The sequence below is a fragment of the Commensalibacter sp. ESL0382 genome (assembly GCF_009725775.1).
In the GTDB taxonomy this organism is placed as follows: Bacteria; Pseudomonadota; Alphaproteobacteria; order Acetobacterales; family Acetobacteraceae; genus Commensalibacter; species Commensalibacter melissae.
In genome coordinates this window covers 705269-730221 of record NZ_WNII01000011.1, presented here as the reverse complement: position 1 = coordinate 730221, position 24953 = coordinate 705269, and the positions used below count along the sequence as shown (strand labels likewise).

The 24953-nt window shown below is 37.3% G+C and carries 25 protein-coding genes; 12 read left to right on the top strand and 13 right to left on the bottom strand.

Going from position 1 to position 24953, the window contains the following annotated elements:
• Positions 1-203: 203 nt before the first annotated feature.
• A complete protein-coding gene (locus GM552_RS07535; RefSeq protein ID WP_155565909.1) occupies positions 204-1493 on the top strand; it encodes a hemolysin family protein in 1290 nt (429 codons plus the stop codon).
• Positions 1494-1541: 48 nt separating this feature from the next.
• On the opposite strand, the gene GM552_RS07530 is transcribed toward GM552_RS07535, so the two are convergent.
• Positions 1542-3461: a lytic transglycosylase domain-containing protein gene (locus GM552_RS07530; protein ID WP_155565908.1), complete on the bottom strand. Its 1920-nt coding sequence runs from the start codon at positions 3459-3461 to the stop codon at positions 1542-1544.
• A gap of 94 nt (positions 3462-3555) precedes the next feature.
• On the bottom strand, positions 3556-4308 hold the full coding sequence (locus tag GM552_RS07525) for a uracil-DNA glycosylase (RefSeq protein ID WP_155565907.1): 753 nt from the start codon (positions 4306-4308) through the stop codon (positions 3556-3558).
• 78 nt (positions 4309-4386) lie between these two features.
• Here GM552_RS07525 and GM552_RS07520 point away from each other — a divergent pair, with 78 nt between their 5' ends.
• From GM552_RS07520 to GM552_RS07510, 3 genes are read left to right on the top strand one after another with little or no spacing between them, the layout of a single operon-like run.
• Positions 4387-6141 carry a lipopolysaccharide assembly protein LapB gene (locus GM552_RS07520; protein ID WP_230882791.1) on the top strand — a complete coding sequence of 585 codons (1755 nt, stop codon included), beginning with the start codon at positions 4387-4389 and terminating at the stop codon, positions 6139-6141.
• Positions 6142-6169: 28 nt separating this feature from the next.
• Positions 6170-7045, top strand: coding sequence for a 4-(cytidine 5'-diphospho)-2-C-methyl-D-erythritol kinase (locus tag GM552_RS07515; RefSeq protein WP_155565905.1), 876 nt, complete (start codon positions 6170-6172; stop codon positions 7043-7045).
• A gap of 49 nt (positions 7046-7094) precedes the next feature.
• Positions 7095-7457 (top strand): hypothetical protein, encoded by a 363-nt coding sequence (locus GM552_RS07510; RefSeq protein WP_110438549.1) that lies wholly within the window; start codon positions 7095-7097, stop codon positions 7455-7457.
• A 9-nt stretch (positions 7458-7466) separates the two neighbouring features.
• Here GM552_RS07510 and GM552_RS07505 read toward each other — a convergent pair whose 3' ends face one another.
• The 3 genes from GM552_RS07505 to GM552_RS07495 form a co-directional block, all read right to left on the bottom strand.
• Entirely contained in the window at positions 7467-8045 is a 579-nt protein-coding gene (locus tag GM552_RS07505) for a YqaA family protein (protein ID WP_155565904.1), read from the bottom strand.
• Positions 8046-8111: 66 nt separating this feature from the next.
• Positions 8112-9500 carry an ATP-binding protein gene (locus GM552_RS07500; RefSeq protein ID WP_155565903.1) on the bottom strand — a complete coding sequence of 463 codons (1389 nt, stop codon included), beginning with the start codon at positions 9498-9500 and terminating at the stop codon, positions 8112-8114.
• Positions 9487-10212: a response regulator gene (locus GM552_RS07495; protein ID WP_110438546.1), complete on the bottom strand. Its 726-nt coding sequence runs from the start codon at positions 10210-10212 to the stop codon at positions 9487-9489. Before GM552_RS07495 ends, GM552_RS07500 begins: the two co-directional genes overlap by 14 nt.
• Before the next feature lie 159 nt (positions 10213-10371).
• On the opposite strand from GM552_RS07495, the gene GM552_RS07490 reads away from it, so the two are divergent.
• Positions 10372-10782 carry a rhodanese-like domain-containing protein gene (locus GM552_RS07490; protein WP_155565902.1) on the top strand — a complete coding sequence of 137 codons (411 nt, stop codon included), beginning with the start codon at positions 10372-10374 and terminating at the stop codon, positions 10780-10782.
• 7 nt (positions 10783-10789) lie between these two features.
• Here GM552_RS07490 and GM552_RS07485 read toward each other — a convergent pair whose 3' ends face one another.
• A complete protein-coding gene (locus GM552_RS07485; protein WP_155565901.1) occupies positions 10790-11686 on the bottom strand; it encodes a DUF2272 domain-containing protein in 897 nt (298 codons plus the stop codon).
• A gap of 244 nt (positions 11687-11930) precedes the next feature.
• Here GM552_RS07485 and panC point away from each other — a divergent pair, with 244 nt between their 5' ends.
• On the top strand, positions 11931-12752 hold the full coding sequence (gene panC, locus GM552_RS07480; RefSeq protein ID WP_155565900.1) for a pantoate--beta-alanine ligase: 822 nt from the start codon (positions 11931-11933) through the stop codon (positions 12750-12752).
• A 46-nt stretch (positions 12753-12798) separates the two neighbouring features.
• Here panC and dksA read toward each other — a convergent pair whose 3' ends face one another.
• Positions 12799-13230, bottom strand: coding sequence for an RNA polymerase-binding protein DksA (gene dksA / locus GM552_RS07475; protein ID WP_110438542.1), 432 nt, complete (start codon positions 13228-13230; stop codon positions 12799-12801).
• A 411-nt stretch (positions 13231-13641) separates the two neighbouring features.
• Here dksA and speD point away from each other — a divergent pair, with 411 nt between their 5' ends.
• The 4 genes from speD (at position 13642) to GM552_RS07455 (ending at position 15977) form a co-directional block, all read left to right on the top strand.
• Positions 13642-14106, top strand: coding sequence for an adenosylmethionine decarboxylase (gene speD / locus GM552_RS07470; RefSeq protein ID WP_110438541.1), 465 nt, complete (start codon positions 13642-13644; stop codon positions 14104-14106).
• A gap of 92 nt (positions 14107-14198) precedes the next feature.
• Complete coding sequence (gene speE / locus GM552_RS07465) at positions 14199-15059, top strand: polyamine aminopropyltransferase (RefSeq protein ID WP_155565899.1); 861 nt, start codon at positions 14199-14201, stop codon at positions 15057-15059.
• Positions 15060-15223: 164 nt separating this feature from the next.
• Positions 15224-15376, top strand: coding sequence for a hypothetical protein (locus GM552_RS07460; protein WP_155565898.1), 153 nt, complete (start codon positions 15224-15226; stop codon positions 15374-15376).
• Positions 15377-15398: 22 nt separating this feature from the next.
• Complete coding sequence (locus GM552_RS07455; RefSeq protein WP_155565897.1) at positions 15399-15977, top strand: histidine phosphatase family protein; 579 nt, start codon at positions 15399-15401, stop codon at positions 15975-15977.
• Here GM552_RS07455 and cobS read toward each other — a convergent pair.
• From cobS to GM552_RS07440, 3 genes are read right to left on the bottom strand one after another with little or no spacing between them, the layout of a single operon-like run.
• Positions 15945-16721: an adenosylcobinamide-GDP ribazoletransferase gene (gene cobS, locus GM552_RS07450; RefSeq protein WP_155565896.1), complete on the bottom strand. Its 777-nt coding sequence runs from the start codon at positions 16719-16721 to the stop codon at positions 15945-15947. The genes GM552_RS07455 and cobS overlap by 33 nt on opposite strands.
• Entirely contained in the window at positions 16718-17734 is a 1017-nt protein-coding gene (locus GM552_RS07445) for a nicotinate-nucleotide--dimethylbenzimidazole phosphoribosyltransferase (protein WP_155565895.1), read from the bottom strand. Before GM552_RS07445 ends, cobS begins: the two co-directional genes overlap by 4 nt.
• Positions 17731-19050: a cobyrinate a,c-diamide synthase gene (locus GM552_RS07440; RefSeq protein WP_155565894.1), complete on the bottom strand. Its 1320-nt coding sequence runs from the start codon at positions 19048-19050 to the stop codon at positions 17731-17733. The genes GM552_RS07445 and GM552_RS07440 overlap by 4 nt, the downstream gene beginning before the upstream one ends.
• A 147-nt stretch (positions 19051-19197) precedes the next feature.
• On the opposite strand from GM552_RS07440, the gene GM552_RS07435 reads away from it, so the two are divergent.
• Positions 19198-20274, top strand: a complete 1077-nt coding sequence (locus GM552_RS07435) for a cobalt-precorrin-5B (C(1))-methyltransferase (RefSeq protein WP_370533614.1) — start codon at positions 19198-19200, stop codon at positions 20272-20274.
• Between the two features lie 126 nt (positions 20275-20400).
• Complete coding sequence (locus GM552_RS07430) at positions 20401-22170, top strand: glycosyltransferase family 2 protein (protein WP_155565892.1); 1770 nt, start codon at positions 20401-20403, stop codon at positions 22168-22170.
• Positions 22171-22206: 36 nt separating this feature from the next.
• Here GM552_RS07430 and GM552_RS07425 read toward each other — a convergent pair whose 3' ends face one another.
• The 3 genes from GM552_RS07425 to GM552_RS07415 are packed head-to-tail and all read right to left on the bottom strand — an operon-like array spanning position 22207 to position 24925.
• Positions 22207-22932, bottom strand: a complete 726-nt coding sequence (locus GM552_RS07425) for a glycosyltransferase family 2 protein (protein WP_155565891.1) — start codon at positions 22930-22932, stop codon at positions 22207-22209.
• Positions 22932-24554, bottom strand: coding sequence for a capsular biosynthesis protein (locus tag GM552_RS07420; protein ID WP_155565890.1), 1623 nt, complete (start codon positions 24552-24554; stop codon positions 22932-22934). Before GM552_RS07420 ends, GM552_RS07425 begins: the two co-directional genes overlap by 1 nt.
• Positions 24551-24925, bottom strand: coding sequence for an HAD-IIIC family phosphatase (locus tag GM552_RS07415; RefSeq protein WP_122124011.1), 375 nt, complete (start codon positions 24923-24925; stop codon positions 24551-24553). Before GM552_RS07415 ends, GM552_RS07420 begins: the two co-directional genes overlap by 4 nt.
• Positions 24926-24953 lie beyond the last annotated feature (28 nt).

The window sequence follows — 24953 nt, the reverse complement described above, 5'->3', positions numbered from 1 at the left end:
GCAAGCTTACTTTTTCAAGCTTGCCTTTTTTAATAGTTGTGTAAGGAACAAATTTATTACAGAAATAAAAATAAAAATGTTAAATCATACTCAAAGTAAAAATAAGTATAACAGATTTATTATTTTTTATTAGTAACAATTTTGTTAGATTATTTTTGTAATTTCTGTTTTTTATTATGATTACATTTATTGGATTTAAGTAAATGCTTGTTTCAATTATTGTTATTTTATGCTTGATTTTTTTGAATGGTATTTTCGCTATGGGCGAACTTGCTTTAATATCAAGCCGAAAAGCCCGGCTGGTTGCGATGCAACATCAAGGGGTGAAGGGTGTTGAAGGGGCTTTACGATTAATTGATAAACCACAAAGTTTTTTACCCACTATTCAGGTTGGTATTACGCTTGTTTCAATATTTGAGGGAGCCTTTGGGGGATCCCGTATTGAAAATTGTCTAAGGCATTGGCTTGAACAATTTTCGTTAATCAAAATCTGGGCAGATGACTTGTCGATTCTTATCGTTGTTTTGGTTATTACTTTTTTTATGCTAATTTTTGGGGAACTGGTTCCAAAGCAGTTGGCGTTACTAGAGCCTGAGGTCATTGCTGTCCGCCTGTCCTGGCTATTTATAATTATATCAAAGATTGCCTCTCCTGCAGTTTGGGTCCTCAGTAAATCCTCTGAATGCGTTTTGAAATTATTAAGAAGACATAATAAAGTTTCTGTCTCTGTAACAGAAGAGGAATTAAGGGCCTACATTGCCGAGGGTGCCAAGGTTGGTGTGCTGGAAGTTGAAGAACGGGATATGATTGAACGTTTGCTACGACTGGCTGACCGACCTGTCAGGGCTGTTATGCGTCCAAGGAATGAAATTATATGGATTGATCGTTCTATTTCAGGGGACAAATTGAAACAGGCTTTGTACAATATTTCACATACACGATTGGTTGTTTGTGAGAATGGAATTGATAATCCTGTTGGTGTGGTTTTGGTTAATGATTTGTTCAGCCAGCTTTTACATAAAAACAGCTTGTCAATTAATGCCTGTTTACAGCGTCCTCTTGTTGTTCCGGATAGTATGTCTGCCTTGGACGCTCTGGAACGATTGAGGGGTGATTTATTAGGAATATTACTGGTTCTTGACGAATATGGCTCATTTGAGGGAATTGTAACGGTTTCGGATATTTTTAAAATAATTGTGGGTGAAATTAATCAGTCTCTGGATGCCCCCCGTCTTGAGTCAGGGATAAGTAATGAATATTTACTGGAAGGGACGACTCAGGTCGATGAAGTCAGGGATCAGCTGGATTTAGGAGATTTACCTGCGGAAGGAAGTTATCATACGGTCGCCGGATTGATTTTGGCACTTTTACGAAGAGTCCCGGTTACAGGTGACAAGGTTGTTTTTTCAGGTTGGCTTTTTGAGGTTTTGGAGATGGAAAATCGTCGGGTTACTCGTGTAAAGGCAAGTCGACAACCTGTGGCAAAAAACTAGTAGGTATTTAAAAATCCCTTTTCTTAAAAAAAAGAAAAGGGATTTTTTTTAATGTAATGTAATGGCTTGGGCCAATTTTACTTCATTTGTAAATTTAGGCCATTTGTTTTGAGCCAGAGCCTTTAAGGAAGGAGAGGGTAAATCAAGCTTATCAGAATAAATCCAAAGAAAAGTCAGCGCTTTATGCAAATAGTTTTTTGTTTCCTTGATGGGAATTGTTTCCATGAACAGTAATGGATCTTGATTATTCTCAGCTGAATTCAACCATTTTGATGTTATTACAGGTCCGGCATTATAACTGGCCAGCATATGAATAAGGCTTCCCCCTTTTGGAAGCATATCATAGCTTTTCTTGTTATAAAGTCCTGATAAATGGATAAGGTATAATTGACCAATTTCCAAATTTAAAGCGGAATTTTGCAGTTCATCCAAACGATGAATCGATACGTTATTTTTTTGTTTTGCAATATATTTTGCTGTCATAGGCATGATTTGCATTAGGCCACGTGCCCCTGTATTCGAAACAGCCTTGCTATTGAAATTTGATTCTAAACGGATCAACGCATAGATAAGTGCCGGATTGATTCTGTAGCCATTCCTTGGATGTAAATTGGGTAAGGGTAAGCTTTTATTGTGGTCGAGAAGATTTTCATTTTGTGCAATTATCTCAACAAGCTGTTTAGATAAATCGTTTGCGCCTATGGTTTTTGCAATCAATTGAATGGAATGCAAAAGGGCAAGATTCTTTCTATTTTTTATCCATATCTGTTTTAAAATAATCTCAGCCCGTTTTTTTTCGTCCACTTGTAGTAAGGCAAAAAACCTTTTTCCCTCAGCAGTGGCTTCAATAGTGTTGATATCCACTTGAGAAAGTGTTGTAGAAGAAAATTTAAGGAAATTTAGTAAAGGATGAAAATCAGTCTTCTCTGTTGAAGTATCATGATCGTTTTCTTTTAGAATCTGGTTGGCCAAAATACCATAAAAAGTATGCACAAACGAAGCCGATCTGCGCAACCAGATAATATATTCCTGTTTATTTTCCTTTCTTAGACATGAACGTGCAGCCCAGAAATAAGTACCTGCTCTAATATTGGTAGTGATAATATCTGCCTTTGAAGCCTGTGCAAAAAATTTCAAGGATTGATCAATATCATTATTTTTCCAGGCAATTAATCCAGCGACATATCCAGCCAAACCAACACGGTAATTGGATGATTTAAACGCATTTTTAGCCAGTTGATAGGCATGATCTGAATAATTCATTGCAAAGAGCTGTTGAGCTATTTCTGCCTGTAATTGTGCGGCATATAGATTATTCATTCCGCGTGTCTGTTGAATAAGCTGCAAGGCACTTTTCGCTCCCTGCCAACCTGATGCGCTGCGTTCACGAACAGTTTGATCCAACAAAGGATTTCTTTTGAAGGAATTGGTTTCGAAATTAAGATGATCAAGGCTTTGCAAATAAGCCATGACATTATTGTTGTTATCAATAGGTAGATTCTGACTGACGGGAATTGATACTTTAATAGCGCCAAGATTGTTCAGACGCTTTTGAATATCAGATGAATCAGGATAAGATGCAAAATTTTTCAGCCATAACTTTAATTGCCCTGTATTTGGTAAAAAATGTGGGTTTAGGTAACGCTCGGCAAGAATATCGCCGAGCAACAAATTGTCTGAAATCTGAATTGTTTCAGATTGAGCCGTTGTGAAATCCCCTTTGCGTTGTAGATCAAATATATAGCGAATACGCTGTTCATCCATTGAATTTAACGGACGAGGAAAGCTGACACGACCATTACCATTTCGAATAATATTTCTAGCTTGTGTAATGATTGTTTCTTCACGCTGATCTAACTGTTTTGGCGTAGTTGCCCGTATGGATACAGTTGATACGCCTGCAAACAAGGCTGCGCTTGCCAATAAAGCCCGGACAGCCAAAGGGGAAAGAATGTTTGTCCCTTGCATAATACATATTAATTAGGAAAGAGTGTCATGTAATTCAAGAGTTATTTATTTTAGGTAATTAAATATTATCGCTGAAATATATATAATGCTTCAATCAAGTGTTTTTATCTATGGTGGCACGAATGTAAAGGAGATTTTTCCAGGTTACCTGGCGGATCTTGGCATTAATGTTAATTTGGGAAAGATGGTGTAATGGAAAAAGTTGGATGGGGTTAGGAATTCCAGAGTATGTGAATGAATGCCATTGATTTTTTAGCTGGTTAAAATTGACTGGGGTTTTTAGTAAGGTCTTAGCAGGTAATTGTCCAATTGTCAGGATATATCTGGGTTGATACAGGATTAGTAATTTATATAAAAAAGGTAGGCAAAGTTCTAATTCATTCGTTGATATTTGTCGTCCACCTGGGGGGCGCCATGGAACAAGCGGAATACGAAAACAAGCATCAAGAGAAATATCGATGTTATCAAGCATCTGTTCAAGCCAGAAATTTCCCGTATCTGCGAAAACCCTTCCGCTACGATCTTCATCGGCATCGGGAACATCCCCGATAATGTAAATATGGGATTTTGGATCTCCAACAGAAAGTATTGTATTCATGGCTGTGTTTTTAAGCGAACAGTCTTTGAATTCCAGGATAGCCTGGTTTATTTCTTGTAAACTATTGGTTTGAAAAGCGGAGTGTCGATTTGTTTTTGTTATAATTTTCGTTGAAACAGATTGTTTTTTAGGTAAAGGAAGAGTAGGAATAGGTTTTCTATTTTCTAAATGGTTGATACTTACTGAAGTTAAATTTTCATCTATACCCCATTCAGAATATAGCTGTAACAATGATAAATGGTCATACATTTTAGATTACGATGAATATAATGATGGTTAACGAAACCTTATATACTAAGATTTCAGTTTATTGAGAAGATAGTGATTATGCAATGCCCACGCTTTCTACGCACCATGCTTTTATCTTTTTCTCTAATTGCTGGGATGAGCTCGGCATCTAAAGCGTCCGTAATTGTAAAGGATCCAGAGCCTGTTATTCCCCTGGTGCATCAAAGGGGCGGGTACGGGGATTATCTGTCTGCCTATTATGCGGCGCAGACCGATGATAATGTGACCGCTGCAAAATTTTATAATAATGTGTTTAATCATGATCTAAAAAACACGGATGCACGTGAAAGGGCATTTTACTATAGTGTGATCGCCGGCAATCCAGCTGCAGTAAATTTGGCAAAACAAGAAGATAAGGATCCAATTTCCGCCCTGGTATTAAGAAATGATGCAATTGTTAAGGGAAACTGGAAAGAGGCATTAAAATATTTTACTTCTCCTCCTGGTGATCCATTGGGTCAGATGACGTTTTTACTGTTGCAAGCATGGTGCCTATATGGTGCTGGTCAGATTGATCAGGCAAACGCTCTGTTTGAAAAAGGAATTAATACGCCTATTAGTGGAGTTTTTCTAATTCATTATGGCGTTGCGGAAACTTTATCACATCATGATAAAAAAGCTGGCATTTTATTTGAAAAAGCCTATCGGGTTTTTCCCGGGGCGGATTTGCTGTTAATGCGGGCTTATGGAAATTGGCTTTATCAGCATCATCGGGCTGGAAAAGCGGAGACAATGGTCGATAATTTGACTGATATTTTGCCTTTTTTATCCATTTCAAAAAATAATTTACGTCGCAATCTTTCTCAATTTCCAGTGCATGATGCTCAAGGGGCGGTTGCTCAGGTTTACTTGGCAATGGCCTCCCTGATTCAGCAGGATTTGGCCAATCAGACTGTTGATGAAAATGACAGGGAGGCTAAAATTTCGTATAAGGTTGCCCTTCATACTGAACAGATATTTTTACGGTTTGCTTTACAGCTCAATCCAAATCTTTCTGAAGCCAAAATTATGTTATCGGGCATTCTTGCGGAACAAAAACACCCTGAACAGGCCCGTAAAATCTTATTTCCCGTTAATCCGGATGATCCGTTAAAGACCAATATACAGTTACAACTTGCCCGTTATGATGCATTATTAAAACATTATTCTCGGGCGGAAAAATCCTTGGAAGAATTGTTAAAGGATTACCCACAAGAAATTAGTTTATGGCAAACGTTGGGTGATATTTATTTTGATCAGAAAAATTATCCAAAAACCATTCAAATCTACAGTAAAGTCATTCAGTTAAAGAAAAACAAAACTAAATATGATTGGACAATGTTTTTCATAAGAGGGGTTGCTTATGAAAAACAAAAACAATGGCTAAAAGCTGAACAGGATCTACAAATGGCATTAAAATTGGCACCAAATGAGCCAATTTTATTGAATTATCTGGGTTATTCATGGGCACTAAGACATAAAAACTTGCAGAAAGCCCAGATAATGCTACAGAAAGCCATTGATATTGCACCGGATGAAGGGGCAATCCGTGATAGTTTAGGCTGGATTATGGTTTTGAATAATCAAACAGCTTTAGCCATACAACAGTTGGAGCTGGCTGCCGAGACCATTCCACAGGATCCTGAATTAAATTACCATCTAGGGGTTGCCTATTGGAAGGTTGGACGCTATCAAGAGGCGATTAATCAATGGAATGTAGCCTTGACTTGCAATCCAAATCCTGAAAATAGAAATTTAATATTGAATGCATTACAAAAAGCTAAAAAAAATAAATTCTTGTCCTCTCACCACTAGGTAATTTCACTATTTGAAAAAAGATTCAATGTTTATAGAAAAAGCGTACGCCAAAATAAACCTTTTTTTGCATGTGACGGACAAACGTCCTGATGGATATCATATTCTGGATAGTCTGGTTGTTTTTCCTGATGTAGGGGATGAATTGATCCTGTTTCCAGTTTCAGGTAAAGAGGACAGACTTGTCGAGCTTGAAATAACGGGGCAATTTGTATCGCAGTTATCTCAGGAAAATCAGGACGATAACCTGATTGTTAAAGCAGCCTATAAACTTGCAGCATGTACAAAACAACCTTTAAAGCCTGTTAAAATCCAACTGATTAAAAATCTTCCTGTCGCCTCAGGAATTGGTGGTGGATCTTCAGATGCAGCGGCTACTTTACGGTTATTGATGCGTTATTGGAATCTTGTAATTGACAATGATTCATTACAGAAGATTGCATTACAATTGGGGGCAGATGTTCCCGTTTGTCTTAATCCGGTCACACAACGCATGCAGGGAATTGGTGAAGTCATTTCAAGGGATATAGAAATTCCCTCTTTTGGCATGATTTTAGTGAATCATGGAGAAGGGGTGTCAACGGCGGAAGTGTTTAAGAAGCGTCAATCTTCTTTTTTTGACAAAGTTAATTTGAAAAATAGTTTCGATAATGTTAATTCATTTATTCATGATATAATGACCTATGATAATAATTTACAGGAGCCTGCTATTTTACTAAATTCTAAAATTGAAAAAGTTTTGGAAGAAATTAAGATGTTACCCCACTGTCGCTTGGCACGAATGAGTGGATCGGGTGCAACTTGTTTTGGATTATTTGAAACGGTTGAGCAAGCACAAAAAGCGGCGGAGATTTTATCCTCAAAATATTCTTGGTGGATATGGGGGGGGAAAGCTATTCATTAATTTAAATTTTATAGATATAAAATATTTTAGAGGGATAAAGAGGTTACAAATGGCTATTGATGTGAATATACGGATTACGGAAGACCGTAAAAAAACAATTTTAACTTTTTCACCTGATAGTGGCGTAACCGGTCAATTAGAATTAAATCAGCTGGAACTGGACAATCTTATCCAAGCTTTGGGATCTGTTCGATGGATGATGGCAGAAGGTCAAAAAATAGCTGAAATAACCGGGGCGCAGATCAAACCTGCATATCAAACCAAATGGGCAATTCAGAAGAATATTGAAAAAGCAGAAACTTTGCTTGCTTTTCAACATCCAGGGTTTGGTCCACTTGGGTTTGTTTTATCTGACCAACAAGTTAAGGAATATGTCAAGGCATTACAAAAAGGTCTGAAAATCAAGAAATAAATGTTATAGTTAGATATATTTAAAAGCGATGATACCCGATATAAGCAATAAGCAGATAAAACTGGTTACCCATATTAATCGCTTTTCAATAAAATCCTGAATAGATGACCCAAAAAAATAAAGTAGAACAGCTTCCAGGAAAAAACGGGAGCCTCGGGTAATTAAACTTGCGAGCAGGAAGGGTATCAGGGCAAAATGTGCCGCACCGGCAGTAATGGTGATGAATTTATAGGGGATCGGTGTTAATCCTTTGATTAGAATAATCCATACGCCATATGTATTGAATTTATCCTGCAAATTGATGAGTTGCTGTTCTGCGTGATAGAAATGAATGATGGGCATTGCAAGATAATGAAGTAAAAAAGCACCTATTATCCATCCCAATAACCCTCCGACAACACTACTTGAAGTTGTAACTATTGCATATAGCCATGCTTTGCATCGTTTAGCGAGAATCATTGGACAAAGGAGAATATCCGGCGGTATTGGGAAAAAGCTTGCCTCGGAAAACGCGGTTAGCATAAGCCAGAATATCGCGTACTGACTTGCGGCGAGTTGTAAGGCGCGTGCATAAAGATGTTTGAGCATAAAATAAATAAATGTTTTATATTTGTATAGATTGAGGTTAATGTAACGAAATTCGTTTCGGGAAAGTTATTCTATAAGCATAACGACTGCACATAATCCATGAGGAATACGATTATGTAAAGTAATATCTCCACCTTGTCCGCGAATAATATTTCTTGCGATTGAAAGTCCCAGCCCAGTTCCTCCTGTAGAACGGTTGCGGCTTGTTTCCATACGGACAAAGGGTTCAAAAACATATTCAAGATTTTCCTGTTTCAATCCGGGTCCATCATCTTCGATCAATATGAAGATATGTTTGTCTTTCTGGTTATAAAGTGATGGGAAGGGAGGTTTTGAGGTTAGCGATACAGTAACATTCCCTCCATAATTAAGCGCATTATTCATTAGGTTTTGTAGGGCTCTTTTTAGGTTGATCGGACGAGCCTTGATTGTATAACTGGGTAAGGGATGGTGAAGACGGATTTGATCAATTTTATCCGGATGGGTTTCCTGTAATTCATGGATAAGGGTTTCAATCAGGCTTGTTAAATCAAGATTGATAACAGGTTCATGATGCGTATTGTCACGTCCGAATGCCAGGGTCGCATCAATCATTTTTTCAAGTTCATCAAGATCTGAGATAAATTTTTTTTGTAAATGTTTATCATTGATAAATTCAGATCTTAATTTCAATCGTGTAATCGGTGTGCGCAGATCATGACCAATTGCCAAAAGAAGTTGTGTACGATCATTTACAAAACGATTTATACGCCGTGCCATATCGTTAAATGCCCGTGCGGCTTGGGCAACTTCTTCTGGTCCAGATTCAACAAGAGGAGTGGCATTGACATCTTGTCCCAGCCTTCCCGCTGCTGCGGCTAATGTACTGACAGGGGCAATTAATCGTCGAACACTCCACAAAGTAAGCAGGCTTGTTGCTGTTGCCATGATAAAAAAGCTGATCGGAAACGTTGCTGATTTGAAAGGGTTTGGTGTGGTTAATTCATATATGATGTTTAACCATTGTTTATCATCTGGTAACTGAAATGCGATTGCATTTTTATGTTTGTCTGGATCAGAGGTGGCAATAATTTTGGTTGGACGTAATTCGGGTGGGAACAAGATTGTTGTAAGAAGGTGGGAAACAGTTTGTTCCAATTTAGGGGAAGGGAGATTGACATTTTTAAGATTGGGTTCGTTTGAAAGAAAAATGGTAAATCCATGTATTGGATCTAGATCATTAATCTCATCGGACCGATCCTTGCTATCGACTTCCGAAATATCACGATAAATAGCTGTTGCGCGATTTACAGCTTCCTGTTCTTGGGTGAGGCGATTGAAATCTAGCCGATCCAAAGTATTGATTAACAAGCCACATGCCTCGATCAAACCCATCCCAATGATTAAGATCAAGGCTGTACGAGCTGCTAGAGAATAGGGCCATAAATGCCACTTTCTTGGTTTATGTTGTGACATAGTGAATGGGTAGGGCCAACAAATAGCCCCCTCGGTGAACGGTTTTAATTATTTTTGGCTGGCGGCTGTCATCTTGCAGTTTTCGACGCAATCGGCTTAATGTAACGTCAATTGTACGATCGGTGGAAGGAAGCTGATGCCCATATAGAATTTCGGATAAAGTTTCCCGGGTAACAATTTCTGGGGCATGTTCGATTAAAGCAATTAACAGGTCATATTCCTTGCTTGTCAGGGAAACCTCAACATTTTGAGGATTCAGTAGCTGTCTGTGAAGTAAATTGACCTTCCAGTCTCCAAACTGGATGATTTTCTGTATGTAGGGGTTGTGAGCGAATTGTTTACGTTGTGAACGATGCAAAACGGCATGGATACGGGCCAGTAATTCTCTTGGGTTGAAAGGTTTTGCCATATAATCGTCGGCACCTAGTTCTAGCCCGATAATCCGATCTGCTTCGTCTCCCATAGCGGTTAACATAATGATAGGAATATCAGCTTTTTTTCTTAACCAATGGGCTATCTCGAAACCACTTTCCTGAGGTAGCATAAGGTCGAGAATCACAAGGTCAAAATGATTGTTTTTCCAAATTTGGCGCACTTGCTCCCCATTATATGCATAGGAAACCTTGAAATGATGTTTTTGCAAGAATTGAGAGAGCAGATCTACAATTTCGTGATCATCATCAATTATTAAAAGATGTATAGTTTGTTCCATAAGATATCAAAAACAAGAAAAGTTAAAATCTGGTCAGAATAGATAACGTGATTAAAGGCAAATATTATTTATTAACAAAACTTTGAGTAATGATGTTTTTTCTTTTGGAAATTATTTTATAGTGAAAATCAATTAAATTAAAGTAAAGGATAGATTATCATGATACCAGAAATAAAGCCTAAAGAGGCTTGGGATTTGTTAAAAAAGGATGGGCAGGCTCTGTTAATTGATGTCAGAACGCCGGAGGAGTGGGAACAGGTCGGCTATCCAGAGTTATCATCTCTAGGCAAGGAAGTTATCAAGATTAGCCTACAAGACAGGATGGGAAATAGAAATGTGAATTTCATACGGGAGTTGAAAAAAACCGTAACGCAATTAGATCGGCCTTTATTATTCCTATGTCTTATGGGAGGACGAAGTCGAATCGCTGCAATCTTGGCAAAAGATGAAGGCTATAAAAATGTTTATAATATAAAAGAAGGTTTTGAAGGGCCAGCAAATGTCAATGGAGTAAGGGGGACAATTGCTGGTTGGCTAGCAGATAATTTACCTTTCACGAAAAAATCTTAAATAATTTTCACATATTTGTAGAAGGGCTTGCCTCTGCATCATATACGATTTCAATGACAATACACCAGGGATAACGATAGTCATAGCTTGCACCATTTGCATTGGATATCATGCCCTGAGTGTCAACAGGTACATGGGTCAATGCAACGGAATCATTTACGTTGCCGCCAATAATACTGATTTCCTTGCCAAAAGGTTGCATGTTCTGGTTTGTCATAACGACAATACCGCAATGTGCAGGAAATCCGTATGTTGTGGGAAGTGTATTAAAACGGATAGTGTTCCGGTTTTTACCTCTGGCGGTACAAATCATGTCACCCAGTTTTGGTGCATAAGTGGCTGGATCATGCCCCCTTAAGACAGGAGATGTTCCAGAAGCGGCCGCATTGATATAGGTTGAATGATTGGGTGAATAGGGGAAACGGTCATTTGCACCTGCAATTCTCATGATATAAGAGATAAAAGCCGCGGACCAGGCATAATTTCCATCGTTGATAAAGTTGAAAACGGTTCCATTACTATTATGTTTTCCAGTATAACTTCCTTCTTTCATGCCGGGATCCATACCAATCCACCAATATTCACCCACCCGTTGCCATAAACCAGATGAACGTTCAGCCTTTACATCCGGACTTGTTGGTTCAGGACGCTGAAGGGGATCTTCATCGGCAATGGGTTGGTTAAATACGCGCCATTCGCGTAAGGTTAACGCTACTACTTCCTGGCGGGAAAAAGGTTCATAATTTCTAATGGCAAAATCTGGAACACGGTCATTATAATAATATCCGACCGGTTTTTGCGATGATGCTGTTTGTTGAGTTGGTGTTATACGGGGGTTATTTGGTGGTCCACCACAGGCGACAAGAAACGTAAGGAAGAAAACCGAGATAATTTTACGGATCATTTTAATAAATCATCTTGAATGTTAAAAATATTAAGAAATGAATATATTATCTCTGATAATTAGTCTTTTTGAAATGATTTTTCTTTCGTAAATAATGTTATTCAAAACAAACTGTGGCTTTAAAACATCTTCATTTTACGATAAGGAAAGGAATCGTTGGTATTCTAATTAAACGGCCATGAATTTTAAAAAGTTATTATTAAAAACCATATTACATAAATATACCAGGGAAATAGGGGAAGATATGATTATTACCCATGATTTGAATGAGTTTTTAAGGGAGAGAGGGCATTTGGACATGATTGATGTATCCTTTGTTCCAACGATGGGAGCTTTACATGAGGGTCATCTTGCTTTGGTAAAGAAAGCCAAGAAAATAGCCAAACATTGCATTGTAAGTGTTTTTGTCAATCCTTTACAATTTGATCAGAAAGAGGATTTTCTTCGATATCCTAAACTTGAAAAAGAGGATGTTCATTTGCTTGAACAAAATCAGGTCGATATAGTGTGGTTTCCAAAAGTCGAGGATATCTATCCAAAAGGTTTTGACACGCGTATTGAGATAGGTGGACCAGCTTTACAATGGGAAGGTGCATTGCGTAAAGGTCATTTTTCAGGCGTTGCAACCGTTGTTTATCGATTGTTTTCTTTAGTCAGACCTAAATTTGCCTGCTTTGGGGAAAAGGATTGGCAACAAATTCAGGTGATTCACAGAATGGTAAAGGATTTGCTTTTACCTGTTACTTTGGTGAATGTGCCAATCGTGCGTGAAAAAGATGGTCTTGCAAAATCATCCAGGAATCGTTTTCTTACGAGTGAAGAGCGTTCGCGAGCACCGTTTTTGTATAAAATATTACAAGAGGCTTATCTAAAGTTAAAAAGTGGAGGTAATATTTCACTTATTTTATCAAACGCAATAGAGGCATTGGAAAAAAAAGAGTTTAAAGTGGATTATTTTTGTGCGGTTGATGGAAATTCTCTACAGAAAATAACCAAGTGGAATGATAATGCACGTCTTATTGCAGCGGTAAAACTGGGAAGTGTACGATTATTGGATAATATATGAAATTTATTTTCCATTTATTTAATTGAAATGGAAAATAAGTCATGGTTTAGTCGATTGGTTGGTCATCTCGATAAACGCGTTCTTTTCTCTCATGTTGTTCTTGAGCTTCAATGGAAAGAGTGGCGATGGGGCGGGCCTCTAGCCGCTTCAAACTGATGGGTTCTCCTGTTACCTCACAATAGCCATAAGAACCATCTTCAATTTTCTGAAGTGCGTTATTGATTTTTGCAAGCAGTTTTCTGGCCCGGTCATGAGTACGCAGCTCAATTGCGCGGTCTGTTTCAGAACTGGCCCGGTCATTGAGATCAATATCAACATTTTTGTCTTCTGAGAGATGATTAAGGGCCTCAGTTGAATTTTGCAAAAGAGAATCCCGCCAATCTTCCAATTTCTTTTTAAAATATGCAAGCTGACGAGGATTCATGAATTCCTCATCTTCAGAAGGGCGATAGTTTTTATCAAGCGGTAACGTATTCATTATGCACCTGCTATAGATATGGAATAATAAAGTAGCCTAAATTACTTTTATTAGAGCTTTATAATAGCGAGTAACTATTTCGCCAAGTAAAAAAAATAAATTTTAAAAAATAGTGGGTAAATTAATAAAAACAAGATTTTGGGTCTAAAAATGTAAAAAAAATATTTTTTTGAAAAAATATAAAAAAAAACTTGAGATTCGTCAGTGAAGGGGTCATATACTAACCTAAATATAACGGTGGTCGTTATTTCGCGGAATATATGATATATTATTGATTAGGACAAATTCTGTTTGATTACTAGAACAGGGTTCGTTTCTGATTGAAGTTTATGTATGTTCTAGTTTCACTTTATTCTTTGGCCCAAGGGGGCATATTGCCCAACAGGCCGTCTACTGGTTTAGGGGTACGTGATGAACGGACTTGCTCAACTGGGGATGGTCTCGGAAACTCCGAGAAATAACCAGGTTTCAATTGATTTTTCAGAAAATATGGAAGATCGTAAAGATTATTTTATTGTTAAAGATGGTATGCGTTTTGCAGGAACGCATCTTCTTGTTGATTTGTGGGATGCAACCAATCTGGATAATCCAGAAGAGATTGATCGCATCTTGTGTGAAGCTGCTGTTGTAGCTGGGGCCACGATATTACACAGTCATTTTCATCATTTTTCACCGAATGGTGGGGTTTCTGGTGTTGTTGTTTTGGCGGAAAGCCATATTTCCATTCATACCTGGCCAGAACGGAATTTTGCTGCTCTGGACATTTTCATGTGTGGTTCTTGTGATCCGTATCTTGCCATTCCTGTTTTACAACATTTCTTTAAACCTGAAAGAATTGTACTGGACGAACAGAGGCGTGGGAAAGAAAATTTATAGAAAAACGATATTTCTATAGCAGTAACAAACACTGGACAAAAGAATATTGTCCAGTTTTTTTTGTCATTCAATAAAGGTGAAAGCAGAATTTAATGTCTTTTAAATGGGTTGATGAAACGTTGTATCCGGCCTGGAAACAGAGCTTCCGTGCTGATAGGGAAATCGTGCATAAAAAATCTTTATTTCAGGATATACGCATTATTGAAAATGAAGAATATGGCAAGGTTTTATTCCTGGATGGCGTGACCCAGATTACTGAAAAAGATGAATTTGTATATCAGGAAATGCTTGTTCATGTTCCCTTGTTGACACATGGCAATGCAAAGCGTGTTCTGATTATTGGTGCTGGAGATGGTGGGGTTTTACGTCGGGTTTTACAGCATCAAACAGTTGAAAAGGCGGTTATGGTGGAGATTGATGGGGATGTTGTCGCTCTGTCCAAGGAATTTCTGCCTGAAATTTCAAAAGATTGCTGGAATGATCTACGTGCGGAAGTGATTATTGGGGATGGTATCCAGTATGTTGCCGATGCGCCAAAGGAAAGTTTTGATGTTATAATTGTGGATAGCACTGATCCAATTGGTGTTGGTGAAGTTTTATTTACGGATGATTTTTATCGAAATGCAGCCAGAATTTTAACTGGAGACGGCCTGATTGTGAATCAATGTGGTGTTCCGTTTATGCAAGCCGAGGAATTGCGGGAAACCAGTTTGCGTCGTAAAAAATTCTTTTCATATGTATCGGCTTATGTCGCTGCGGTTCCAACCTATGTGGGTGGATTTATGACGCTAGGGATTGCAGGAAAAAAAGAAAATCAAACCAATCAAACAGTTGATATAATTAAGCAACGAGCAAAGGTGGCAAAACTTGAAGGATTGACACGGTACTGGTCTCCAGATGTTCATATGGCATCTTTTTGTCTCCCGCCATATATTAAGGAAAATTTACCGTAATAACAATGTGGTTTGAAAATTAAGAATTCTATTTCATGTAAAAAAAACGTATAGTTTACAAACGGTCGGATTTTATGACAATCTGGATTATAGTTTAAAGAATAGAATAAATTAATTTTTTTATAAAATTTTCTGATAGCAGGTTGGTAAGAAAGGAAAAGAATATGGCGGCAGCAATTATTTTCTTATCAACCTGTATTGTTTTACTGGTAATGTATTCCATAATCTGTGCGTTATGGGATGTGATATTGGGGCGTTGGAGCAGAGAAGAACAGAAAAAAAATTTTCAACAGGATCTTAATGATTTTGATGAATGAAAGGACAGGTTGATTCATTATTATGAGCATAAATGATCATTTCCAGATTGGTTTAATGCGTCATCCACCTGTTCAGGTTCCTGCTGGCATGTGTTACGGGCATTCAGATATACCTTTACGAAATGGATGGGAACAATATGTTTCGATTCCAGAAGGGTTTGCAATTGATCAGATTTATACCTCCCCTTTGTCACGTTGTCTCAAGTTGGCCCGTGCCATTGCATTGCAATATCAGATCCCATATCAGGAAGATAGGCGCTTGATCGAATTGAATTTCGGTTTATGGGAAGGAAAAAAATGGGATGAAATTCCTAAGGAATTCATTGATGCATGGGCAGAAAATCCTTGGGATTGGCAGATTCCGGAAGGAGAAACAGGTCGGTTACTTCTTGCTAGGGTTATTGAAATTTGGCATGAAATTAAAAAAAAGGGTCAAAATATTTTGATTGTCTCACATGGTGGCCCTTTACGGCTTTTAAGGCAGATTGCGTTAGAAAAATCAATTGAACTGTTAGGTCCATTACCAGATTTTGGTCGAATTGAATTATTTACCTTTTCAAAACATTATTTAGATAAACAACAAATTGCTTGTAACGAGTAAAGCGGTTGTGGATAATACCTGAACAGCGCCCAGGCAATCTCCGTTATATCCTTTAATATGGTTGTTGATAATCAAGCTGGATAAAAAACCGGTTATAAAGGAAACCAAAAGATACAAGATTGTAAATTTCCAGTTTAAGAGATAGAGACATATGCTTATCGTTATGGTGAAATGAATGAAACTGGAAATAAATGGAATATGATCAAGCTGACTGGCCATACTTTTTGATTGAACAGGGGAAAGGATAAAAATGGGGATCAACATGGATGATCTGGATAAAATCGCAATGGCTGTTAAAAGCGGAATAATTTTCTGATGAAGTGTCATTAGAGAGATCAAGGAGGTGATCTGTATTCCGAGTACAATAAATAATGTTAGAACCCCGTATGTGCCTAAACGGCTATCTTTCATAATGGTCAATTTTTGATCAATACTATGTCCGCCACCAAATCCATCTGCACAATCTGCCAATCCATCCTCGTGTAAACAACCGGTTAGCAATAGATGAAATCCTAATGCTGAAAAGGCGATAATTGACGAAGATAGAGTGGTGAAAGAAAGGGTATAAATAAAACATCCTTCAAGCCCACCGATAAAAGCGGAAATAAATGGCCAAATCCATATGGATCTGGCAAATGAAAAGAAATGAAAATCATTATAAATATAATGAATTGGCAATCGTGAAAAAAAGGAAAGACTACTGAAAAAATCAGTTATGACTTTCCTTATGAAAAGAAAAATCATTTAGGATACGGTAATCCGGCCTCATCATAGGTGGACATACCTCTATAACAGGCTAGGGCACCTTGAAGAATTGGAATGGTTATTGCGCATCCGCTGCCTTCTCCCAATCGCATATTAAAGGCTATCAAAGGATATTGGTTCAGGTTTCCGGCCAATAACAAATGCCCTTTTTCTGCAGAAAGATGGCTGATTTTTGCATGATCAAGACCTGACGGGTTTAGCTTTTGCAATGCAGCAACAGCGCTGGTGCAAACAAAACCATCTAATAATACCGGAATATTGAGATAACGAGCAGCCAAAGTGGCCCCCAACAAAGCCGCTTCTTCATATCCACCAAAGTGGCGGCAAATTTCAAGTGGGTCATCGAGAATATCCTGATGTTTGGCTAGAGCCTCATCAACAACACGTTGTTTGTTCTGGATATATTCAGGCGATTGACTTGTGCCTTTGCTGACCCATTGGGCACCATTTCCACCAAACAGGGCGGCACTCAAAGCGGCAGCTATTGTTGTATTGCCAATTCCAACTTCCCCTAAACAAAGCAGATTGATATTGGGTGTTACGGCATTATATCCCGTCTCGACCGCCTTAAGGAAATCATGTTCTGACATGGCCGCTTCATGACAGAAGTTTTTGGTTTTCTCAAAATGATTTAGAGGGATAATACGCAGTTCTGCTCCCGCAGTTTTTGCCAGCTGGTTAATGGCTGCATGTCCCTGTTCGATCTGGGTGACCATCAATTCCGTAACGACAGCATTGTAGGGTGTGACACTTTCGTCGGTAATGCCATGGTTTCCAGCAAAAATCATGATACATACCTTATCGAGGCTGGGCATTTCTTTTTTTTGCCAGGATGCTAGCCATGCAACCAGATTTTCAAGTTCTCCTAAACTGCCAGGAGGTTTTAAAAGGTTATTCTGGCGGGTAAAAGTGGCCTGTTCAGCTTTTTTATCCTTTTCGGGCAGTACAAGGCACAATTTTCTTAATTCGGTAATAGACTTAAAGTGTTTCATGATTTTAATGCAATACTATGGAAAAAACAGCCTGTAACTTTATTACGTCTTCCACCTTCCGGGCCAAGATAATTGTCTGTTCCATCGCTCAGTAAGGCATATGGCTGGTCAGATCCTGGATCTGAAAGGGTTGCGTAATGAAATTCATGGCCATATATTGTAAGATCCCCGTTTTGGTTAGGTAACCTCGCTATACGATATCCTAAATGAATTTTAGGTTTTGCATAACTGCAGCTATGGCTGAGCAGCCCACTCATTCTATGTGCTTGCCCGTTTTTGTCAATGAGGCTTTTCCCCATAACCATATATCCCCCGCATTCACCATGCACAGTTTTAGTTTGGGCAAAGTTTTGTAAACCCTGTAAAAACTGATTGGCATTGGCAATTTTTTCCGCATATAGCTCTGGATATCCTCCTGGTAGCCAGCAACTATCACATTTTTCTGATGGTGCCTCATCTTGCAGTGGAGAAAAAAAATGGATGGATGCTCCCTGTCGATGCCATCCATCAAGAATATGGGGATAAATGAAACTGAAAGCGAGATCTCTTGCGATTGCTATTCTTTGACCAAGGGGTGGTAGGGCAATAATTGAATTATCTGATGGGATGGAAAGCTGAGGAATATATGACAATAATTTATCCAGATCTATATTTTCTTCAATAAAATCAGCCAGAAAATCAAGGTGATTATCCAGATCCTCATGTTCTTCGGCTTGAATTAATCCCAGATGCCTTGTCGGTAAATGAAGTTTTGAATTACGGGGAACACTGCCCAATATCGGAATATTAATCCGGTCAAAGGCAGCTTTGGTATTTTGATAATGACGGGGGGATGCCACATTATTTAAAATTACACCGAGAATCTTGAATTTCGGGTTTATATTGGCGAAACCATAGGCAATAGCAGCGGCCGATTGCGCCTGACCAGTAATATCCAGAACCAATATGATTGGAATGTTGTAGCGTATTGCCAGATCGGCTCCACATCCTCTTTTGCCTTCTTCATTTTCGATGCCGTCCAAAAACCCCATTGAGGATTCAATGATGAATAATTCTGCACTTTTTGTTGAGGCATTAAATAAATGGTCAAGTAAAGGAAAAGGCATGGCCCAGCTATCTAAATTAAAGGATGTGTCTTGCGTTGCGATGGCGTGAAAGGCGGGATCGATATAATCTGGTCCTGATTTTGCCGCACGAACATGTATGTTTTTACGGCGTAAAGCAGTTAATAATCCTAGGGTGATGGTTGTTTTTCCACTTGCCGATTTGGGAGCGGCGATCATAAACGCTTTGATAGAATGCGGTTGATTGTTCATATAAATATTTGAACTTGAATGAAAAAAAGTTTATTGATGATTGAAATAACCTGTAAAATACAAGCCATTTGAAGAATAGTAATCATAGATCAATTTTCCCTGATTTAGAATTAAATTAAAAAAATTACCATTTCGTGAAAAGGAGGAATATTGGAACATGTCAAAAAATTAAAATATGGTTGGACAACGGGGGCTTGTGCGACAGCAGCTGCAAAAGCGGCTTATTTGGCTTTAAAACGTGGTTTTTTTTCGGATCGTGTTACAATTACTCTTCCACAGGGGAAAAGAGTTTCATTTAGGATTTTTAACCACAAAATTCTGGATCGGCACTGTGCAATTGCCTCGGTTATCAAAGATGCGGGGGATGATCCTGATATTACCCACGGAGCGGAAATCCGTGTAAGAATAACAATCTTGTCCATTGATCGTGGAATTGTTTTCAAGGCAGGAAAAGGTGTGGGGACAATTACTAAACCGGGATTACAATTGCCTGTTGGTCAGCCTGCAATCAATCCAGTACCTCGTCAAATGATCCGGTATGCATTGAACGAGGTATTTCCTTCCCCTGATGTAGAGGTGGAAATAAGCGTTGTTAATGGAGAGGAGCTTGCAAAAAAAACGATGAATCCAAAATTGGGTATTATGGGTGGATTATCGATTTTAGGAACAACAGGCATTGTTGTACCGTTTTCTTGCGCAGCATGGATCGCGAGCATTTATCGCGGGATAGATGTGGCACGGGCTGCAAATTTGACGCATCTGATTGCCTCTGTCGGGAATGTATCTGAAGAAACGGCCAAAAAAATCTATACACTGCCCGAATCAGCCTTTATTGAAATGGGTGATTTTGTTGGGGGAGTTCTGAAATATCTAAAAACACATCCAGTTCAATGGCTAACCTTGGCAGGAGGTGTTGCCAAATTTACAAAATTGGCACAAGGTCATCTGGATCTTCATTCTGGTCGTTCACAGGTAGATTTTGCACAATTGGCAGAATGGGTTGCGGAATTGGGGGCGGAGGATAGTTTTGTTGAGAAAGTCAGGCTGGCTAATACTGCCCTGGAGGTTTTCAGGAACTGTCATGTAAAACGGTTGCCCCTGGCTGATTTTATTGCAGAAAAGGCACGGGCAGTTGTAAAAGAAACACTTGATCCCGTGATTTTTAAAATCGAAATTCTGATGGTTGATCGTAAGGGTAATTGTCTTGGGAGGGCGTTTGCATAATGTATTAATAATATCAAATATTGGATTTCTGATTAATTATTAGATTATCATATTTTATTAGAAAATATTGCTAAAATAAGGTAAGTGTTTAGATCAATCATTAGATGAAAGCGGGTCCGATATTATATGCATGTTCTTCAAAATCTGCTTTTTAATAATCATTTATCAGATATTTCAGAAAAATTATATTTTGATATTCAAAAAGGCGGTATACAACCGTTATCGGAAAATGATGGAATTATTCTTGAAAAAAATAGCAGAATTTCTTTTGGAACATATTTCAATTATTTTTCCTTAAATACATGGCGTAAATATTGCCAACTCAAAGATCTTCATTTTCAGTTACAGGGAAAAGGTGAATTTGTATTGAGGTTCTGGCTGACAGACAAAAATTACCAGCCTTCTTCATCAAAGCGTGTTATTGAAAAACAAGTTTATTTAAATAAAGATCAAGATTGTTTTTGCATTGATTGCTCATTTTTATTGAAAAAACAAGGCATTCTTCATTTTACAATAGATACAAAGGGCGAATGTTTCATACAGGGTGGTTCTTTTTGCACCAAAACAGATCCTGTTAACTATGTAAAATTAGGAATAGTTATTACGCACTATAATCGTAAAAAATATCTGATCCCTGCCATTCGGCGGATAGAAACGCAGCTTTTATCTAATGAATCTTTTAAAAACAACATTGATCTTATTATTGTAGATAATTCTCGAGATGTTTCTTCAGAAGAGGCAGGGGAGGCGATTGTTATTTCTAATCTCAATTATGGAGGATCCGGGGGATTTACACGCGGATTACTGTATTTGAAAGATCGTCATTATACACATTGTCTTTTTATGGATGATGATGCCAGTTGTGAAATTGAATCTATAATCAAGACTTTCAGATTATTGCAATATTCAGTCGTGGAGCGATTGGCAATAGCTGGAACCATGTTATATGAAAAAGAATCGACAATCATTCATGAGAAGGGTGCCCAGTATAAGCCCTTAAGCTTGATACAGCTATATTGTGGTCTTGATATATCGAAATTTGAAACTATTATAGCGACTGATTTAGATAAAAAGAAAATTGAATATGGTGCCTGGTGGCATTTTGCCTTTAAGATTGAAGATGTAAATTATTTTCCATTTCCTTTTTTTGTTAAGGGAGATGATATGCTTTTCGGATTAATGAATCATTTCAATATCATTACTGTGAATGGCATATGTGTTTTTGGAGAGGATTTCCGTTACAAGGATGGCCCCTTACCCCGATATTTAAGCGTAAGGGCCAATTTTGCTTTGGCTTTGATATATTCAGATTGTTCTTTATGGATTTATGTCTGGCGTTATATACGTTGGATATTTATTTCCATTTTAACCTATCGTTATGCTTCTGCCCGAGCTACTAGCATTGCTTTGCAACATGTTATGCGAGGTCCAGAATTCTGGACACGCTATTTATCCTTAACAGATATATATCCTGCCATTTCGAATGTATTGTCGGAAGAGAAAATGGATGATGTTGATATAGATCAACTAAAACCAAGTATCAGGCAAGTTCGTTTTCCCATATTGAAAAAAATCATTATTATTATGACCTTCAATGGTTTTTTTCTTCCTGATTTTTTTATTAGAGACAGACTTATTCTGAGTAAAAAGGAAATAAAACATTTTCCATATGAAATATTTCTAGAGAGGAATATATTATATTATTCAAGTGAATATAATAAAGGTTATGTAGCGATATATAATAAAAAAAAATTTTTTTCCGAATTGTTTTTAGGTTTGAAATTGATGATTCAATTTGTTGTTAGATTCAAAAAATTAAAAAGAGAATATAGACAAGTGGTTCCAAAAATCATGACAGAAAAATTTTGGAGAAAGGTTTATCAATTCAAGAGATGATTGGTTAACTGGACATAGTCCAGTTTTATATCAAAGCTAAGAGTTTTTGCATAAAGCTTCATATTCCGCGGGAATCCCACAGAATGTTATGCAATCTTTATTAACAAGTTTATAGTGAATTTTTTTATTATTTTGAATTAAATAATTATATAAGGGCGCTATATATAATTCGGATGTAGAAGGCGTTTTTCTTTCTTGTTGAAGAGCATATAGGAAATCTCCAGATTTCTTGAAGTGATAAAGACCGTTACAACATAAATCGGATATTGGTTTTTTTTCTGCGGTTCTTAGAGCGATAGGCTCTTGACTTTCAGAATCTGGTTCCACGTAAGACCAGTTTTCACCATCACCCTTAAATACTTCTAGATATCCGTCAGAACGTTTAAACCATTCTTGTTTGGGAAAATGAAAATCCCTTCTAAAGGTATCAATATTGAATATTGTCAGCGTCATGTTATTTTCAAGACCGGCTTTGTGAATTCCATATTCTACAGTTTCTGCCTGTCCAGCGGTAGGATGATCTAGAATGACTATATTTGCTTTTTTGATACCAAGCTTGTCAATTTCAGTTTGTATAAAATTTTCCGTATTCATAATTGAACGGGCAATGAACAGAAATGGAGTATCTTGGAAATATGCTTTGAAACTTTCAACTGAATGGGCAAAAACTGTTTTCCCATTTAAAGGCAACATGTATTTAGGTTGCGTATATCCAGCTTTTGAAAAACGGCTGGACAGTCCCGCCATTGGAATAACTATCATTAATCTTTTCTTTCAAATATCGAATATAAACGTAAGGCATTTGCAATAAATGCTTTTTGTCGATCAGGGCGATCAGCATGTAAAGGTAACATCGACAAAAATAATGCTATGGTCATAGCTTGGATTTCTTTGCTTGAAACCGTAATATTTGCAATATTTATTTTATTAAAATATGTCTGTAGCCATTTATGGGAAGATGATAAATCAAATGTTAGTTCGAAATCATATTGATTATTGTTAATAAGATTATAGCGTCCTGTTATGATAAAGTCATATAACCCGTTAATTGAATGGGATAGCTTGGCCATATCATAACGTAAATCACCATAATTTTCCTTTATATGGGGAAATACATATCCTCTTGGATCAATCACTGTAATACGACGATTGCGTGAATTATATAAAATGTTACTGAAACAAAAATCGCCATGCATGATTGTACATAATTCTTCAGGATTTTTTGTAATAAAATCTGACAAATTATTTGCAATAGTTAATAATGATGGATATTTATTACCATTGAAAACGAGGTCATGCATGATATTAAAACCTGTTTGATTTGAAAAGAGTTTCAAACGTTCAAAGGTTTTGTTACCTACTAAATGTGCAGTGTAATCGTCCCGCTTTTTTTTACCTTTTTGTTTTGCGCATAAATTCAGGAAATCAGTACAAGAGGCCAGAATTTTGTTCCATGTAGCTTTTCCAATATCTGAAAATACGAATAATTCAGCTAGCGTTGGTGTGTATTGATATTCAGTGGAATAGAATGTTTTGTCATTATCTTGTCCGTATTCGAAAAGACGAGCGGTGAAGGGTTTTAGATTTGGTGGAGTTGATTCCAACCACTCTGCTTCAGCAAGCATCTTAAAAGAATCAGAAGAAATTTTTTTAACTGTATTTGAGGTAATTTGGAGTGAATTAAAGGCCCTTGCAGTTGTAACCAAACGTCTTGATTGAAAATAAGTCTGAATATGTCCAAAGTCATACCAGTTTTTAATAGCTTTTATTTTTAAGGGCTGATGTTTGTTATATAAGTTTATTCCCTCAATAAAATTTCCACGTGCTTGACATAAGGACTTGATCAGTTCATTCCCCTTTGAGAAAGAAAAATAGCCACAAGCTACTGGACGGTAATTATTTTCATCTTTGGTTGATTTGATGGTTTCAAGGTTTTTAATATATTTATTATCAGCTTGATTGATTACTGCCCAAGAATAATCGTCACCATCAGGATAACTTGCAATAATATCCATTTCTTGAGGAATATCATCAAGAATTGTATCACCGTGTAAAATACGTATGTTTGAATTGTATGCATTGATGACGTTAATCGTATATACTAGGGAATTTCCTAGAGACATGTCATCCGGGACAGAAACGATTACTACACCTTTTTCTTTTAAAGTATGTTGATCATAGGGAGTAACAATAAAGCTATCAGGCAAAGTCAGGTAGATCGGTGAATTTTCAATTAAGTTTTTTCTAAAATTTTTAACCTGTATTTCAAATAATCTTCCCGTTCCCAAAGGTAGAAAGGAAGGGGGAATTAAACCAAATTCGGCTGCCAGTTCTTGATTCACATATGCGGCAGAAGTGATAATATTTACGCAAGATGAAGTCATTTTTTTGTTTCAATTAATTTTGTAATTTCATCGAAAGACATTGAAATGAATTCAGACGGTCGTATGGCACGATCATCAATATAAAATCCCTCTTTTCCACACCATGGTTTTCCTACATAAATTTCATCATATGGAATTTCATGTTTTTTTAACCATTCAATGATAATTGGTAAAGTATTGGCATTAATCTTTCCAATATCACCGTTATAAGTATACATATTTCTGGCTGTTTGAATAATAATTTCAAATCCTTGTTTCTTGTATTCCCTTAATTTTTGAATAACTGGTAGATTCGGGAGTTTGTCAGCATAGGAAACACCCGAAGTATTAATTGTTAAGGTATCATCAAGGTCGAAAACCAAACGTTTCATATAAATATTCAATTCATTATTAATATGT

Bases quoted from the DNA above. Each gene is read 5' to 3' on its own strand.
- GM552_RS07535 (WP_155565909.1), top strand. From the start codon at position 204: ATGCTTGTTTCAATTATTGTTATTTTATGCTTGATTTTTTTGAATGGT.
- GM552_RS07530 (WP_155565908.1), bottom strand. From the start codon at position 3,461: ATGCAAGGGACAAACATTCTTTCCCCTTTGGCTGTCCGGGCTTTATTG.
- GM552_RS07525 (WP_155565907.1), bottom strand. From the start codon at position 4,308: ATGTATGACCATTTATCATTGTTACAGCTATATTCTGAATGGGGTATA.
- GM552_RS07520 (WP_230882791.1), top strand. From the start codon at position 4,387: ATGCAATGCCCACGCTTTCTACGCACCATGCTTTTATCTTTTTCTCTA.
- GM552_RS07515 (WP_155565905.1), top strand. From the start codon at position 6,170: ATGTTTATAGAAAAAGCGTACGCCAAAATAAACCTTTTTTTGCATGTG.
- GM552_RS07510 (WP_110438549.1), top strand. From the start codon at position 7,095: ATGGCTATTGATGTGAATATACGGATTACGGAAGACCGTAAAAAAACA.
- GM552_RS07505 (WP_155565904.1), bottom strand. From the start codon at position 8,045: ATGCTCAAACATCTTTATGCACGCGCCTTACAACTCGCCGCAAGTCAG.
- GM552_RS07500 (WP_155565903.1), bottom strand. From the start codon at position 9,500: ATGTCACAACATAAACCAAGAAAGTGGCATTTATGGCCCTATTCTCTA.
- GM552_RS07495 (WP_110438546.1), bottom strand. From the start codon at position 10,212: ATGGAACAAACTATACATCTTTTAATAATTGATGATGATCACGAAATT.
- GM552_RS07490 (WP_155565902.1), top strand. From the start codon at position 10,372: ATGATACCAGAAATAAAGCCTAAAGAGGCTTGGGATTTGTTAAAAAAG.
- GM552_RS07485 (WP_155565901.1), bottom strand. From the start codon at position 11,686: ATGATCCGTAAAATTATCTCGGTTTTCTTCCTTACGTTTCTTGTCGCC.
- panC (WP_155565900.1), top strand. From the start codon at position 11,931: ATGATTATTACCCATGATTTGAATGAGTTTTTAAGGGAGAGAGGGCAT.
- dksA (WP_110438542.1), bottom strand. From the start codon at position 13,230: ATGAATACGTTACCGCTTGATAAAAACTATCGCCCTTCTGAAGATGAG.
- speD (WP_110438541.1), top strand. From the start codon at position 13,642: ATGAACGGACTTGCTCAACTGGGGATGGTCTCGGAAACTCCGAGAAAT.
- speE (WP_155565899.1), top strand. From the start codon at position 14,199: ATGTCTTTTAAATGGGTTGATGAAACGTTGTATCCGGCCTGGAAACAG.
- GM552_RS07460 (WP_155565898.1), top strand. From the start codon at position 15,224: ATGGCGGCAGCAATTATTTTCTTATCAACCTGTATTGTTTTACTGGTA.
- GM552_RS07455 (WP_155565897.1), top strand. From the start codon at position 15,399: ATGAGCATAAATGATCATTTCCAGATTGGTTTAATGCGTCATCCACCT.
- cobS (WP_155565896.1), bottom strand. From the start codon at position 16,721: ATGATTTTTCTTTTCATAAGGAAAGTCATAACTGATTTTTTCAGTAGT.
- GM552_RS07445 (WP_155565895.1), bottom strand. From the start codon at position 17,734: ATGAAACACTTTAAGTCTATTACCGAATTAAGAAAATTGTGCCTTGTA.
- GM552_RS07440 (WP_155565894.1), bottom strand. From the start codon at position 19,050: ATGAACAATCAACCGCATTCTATCAAAGCGTTTATGATCGCCGCTCCC.
- GM552_RS07430 (WP_155565892.1), top strand. From the start codon at position 20,401: ATGCATGTTCTTCAAAATCTGCTTTTTAATAATCATTTATCAGATATT.
- GM552_RS07425 (WP_155565891.1), bottom strand. From the start codon at position 22,932: ATGATAGTTATTCCAATGGCGGGACTGTCCAGCCGTTTTTCAAAAGCT.
- GM552_RS07420 (WP_155565890.1), bottom strand. From the start codon at position 24,554: ATGACTTCATCTTGCGTAAATATTATCACTTCTGCCGCATATGTGAAT.
- GM552_RS07415 (WP_122124011.1), bottom strand. From the start codon at position 24,925: ATGAAACGTTTGGTTTTCGACCTTGATGATACCTTAACAATTAATACT.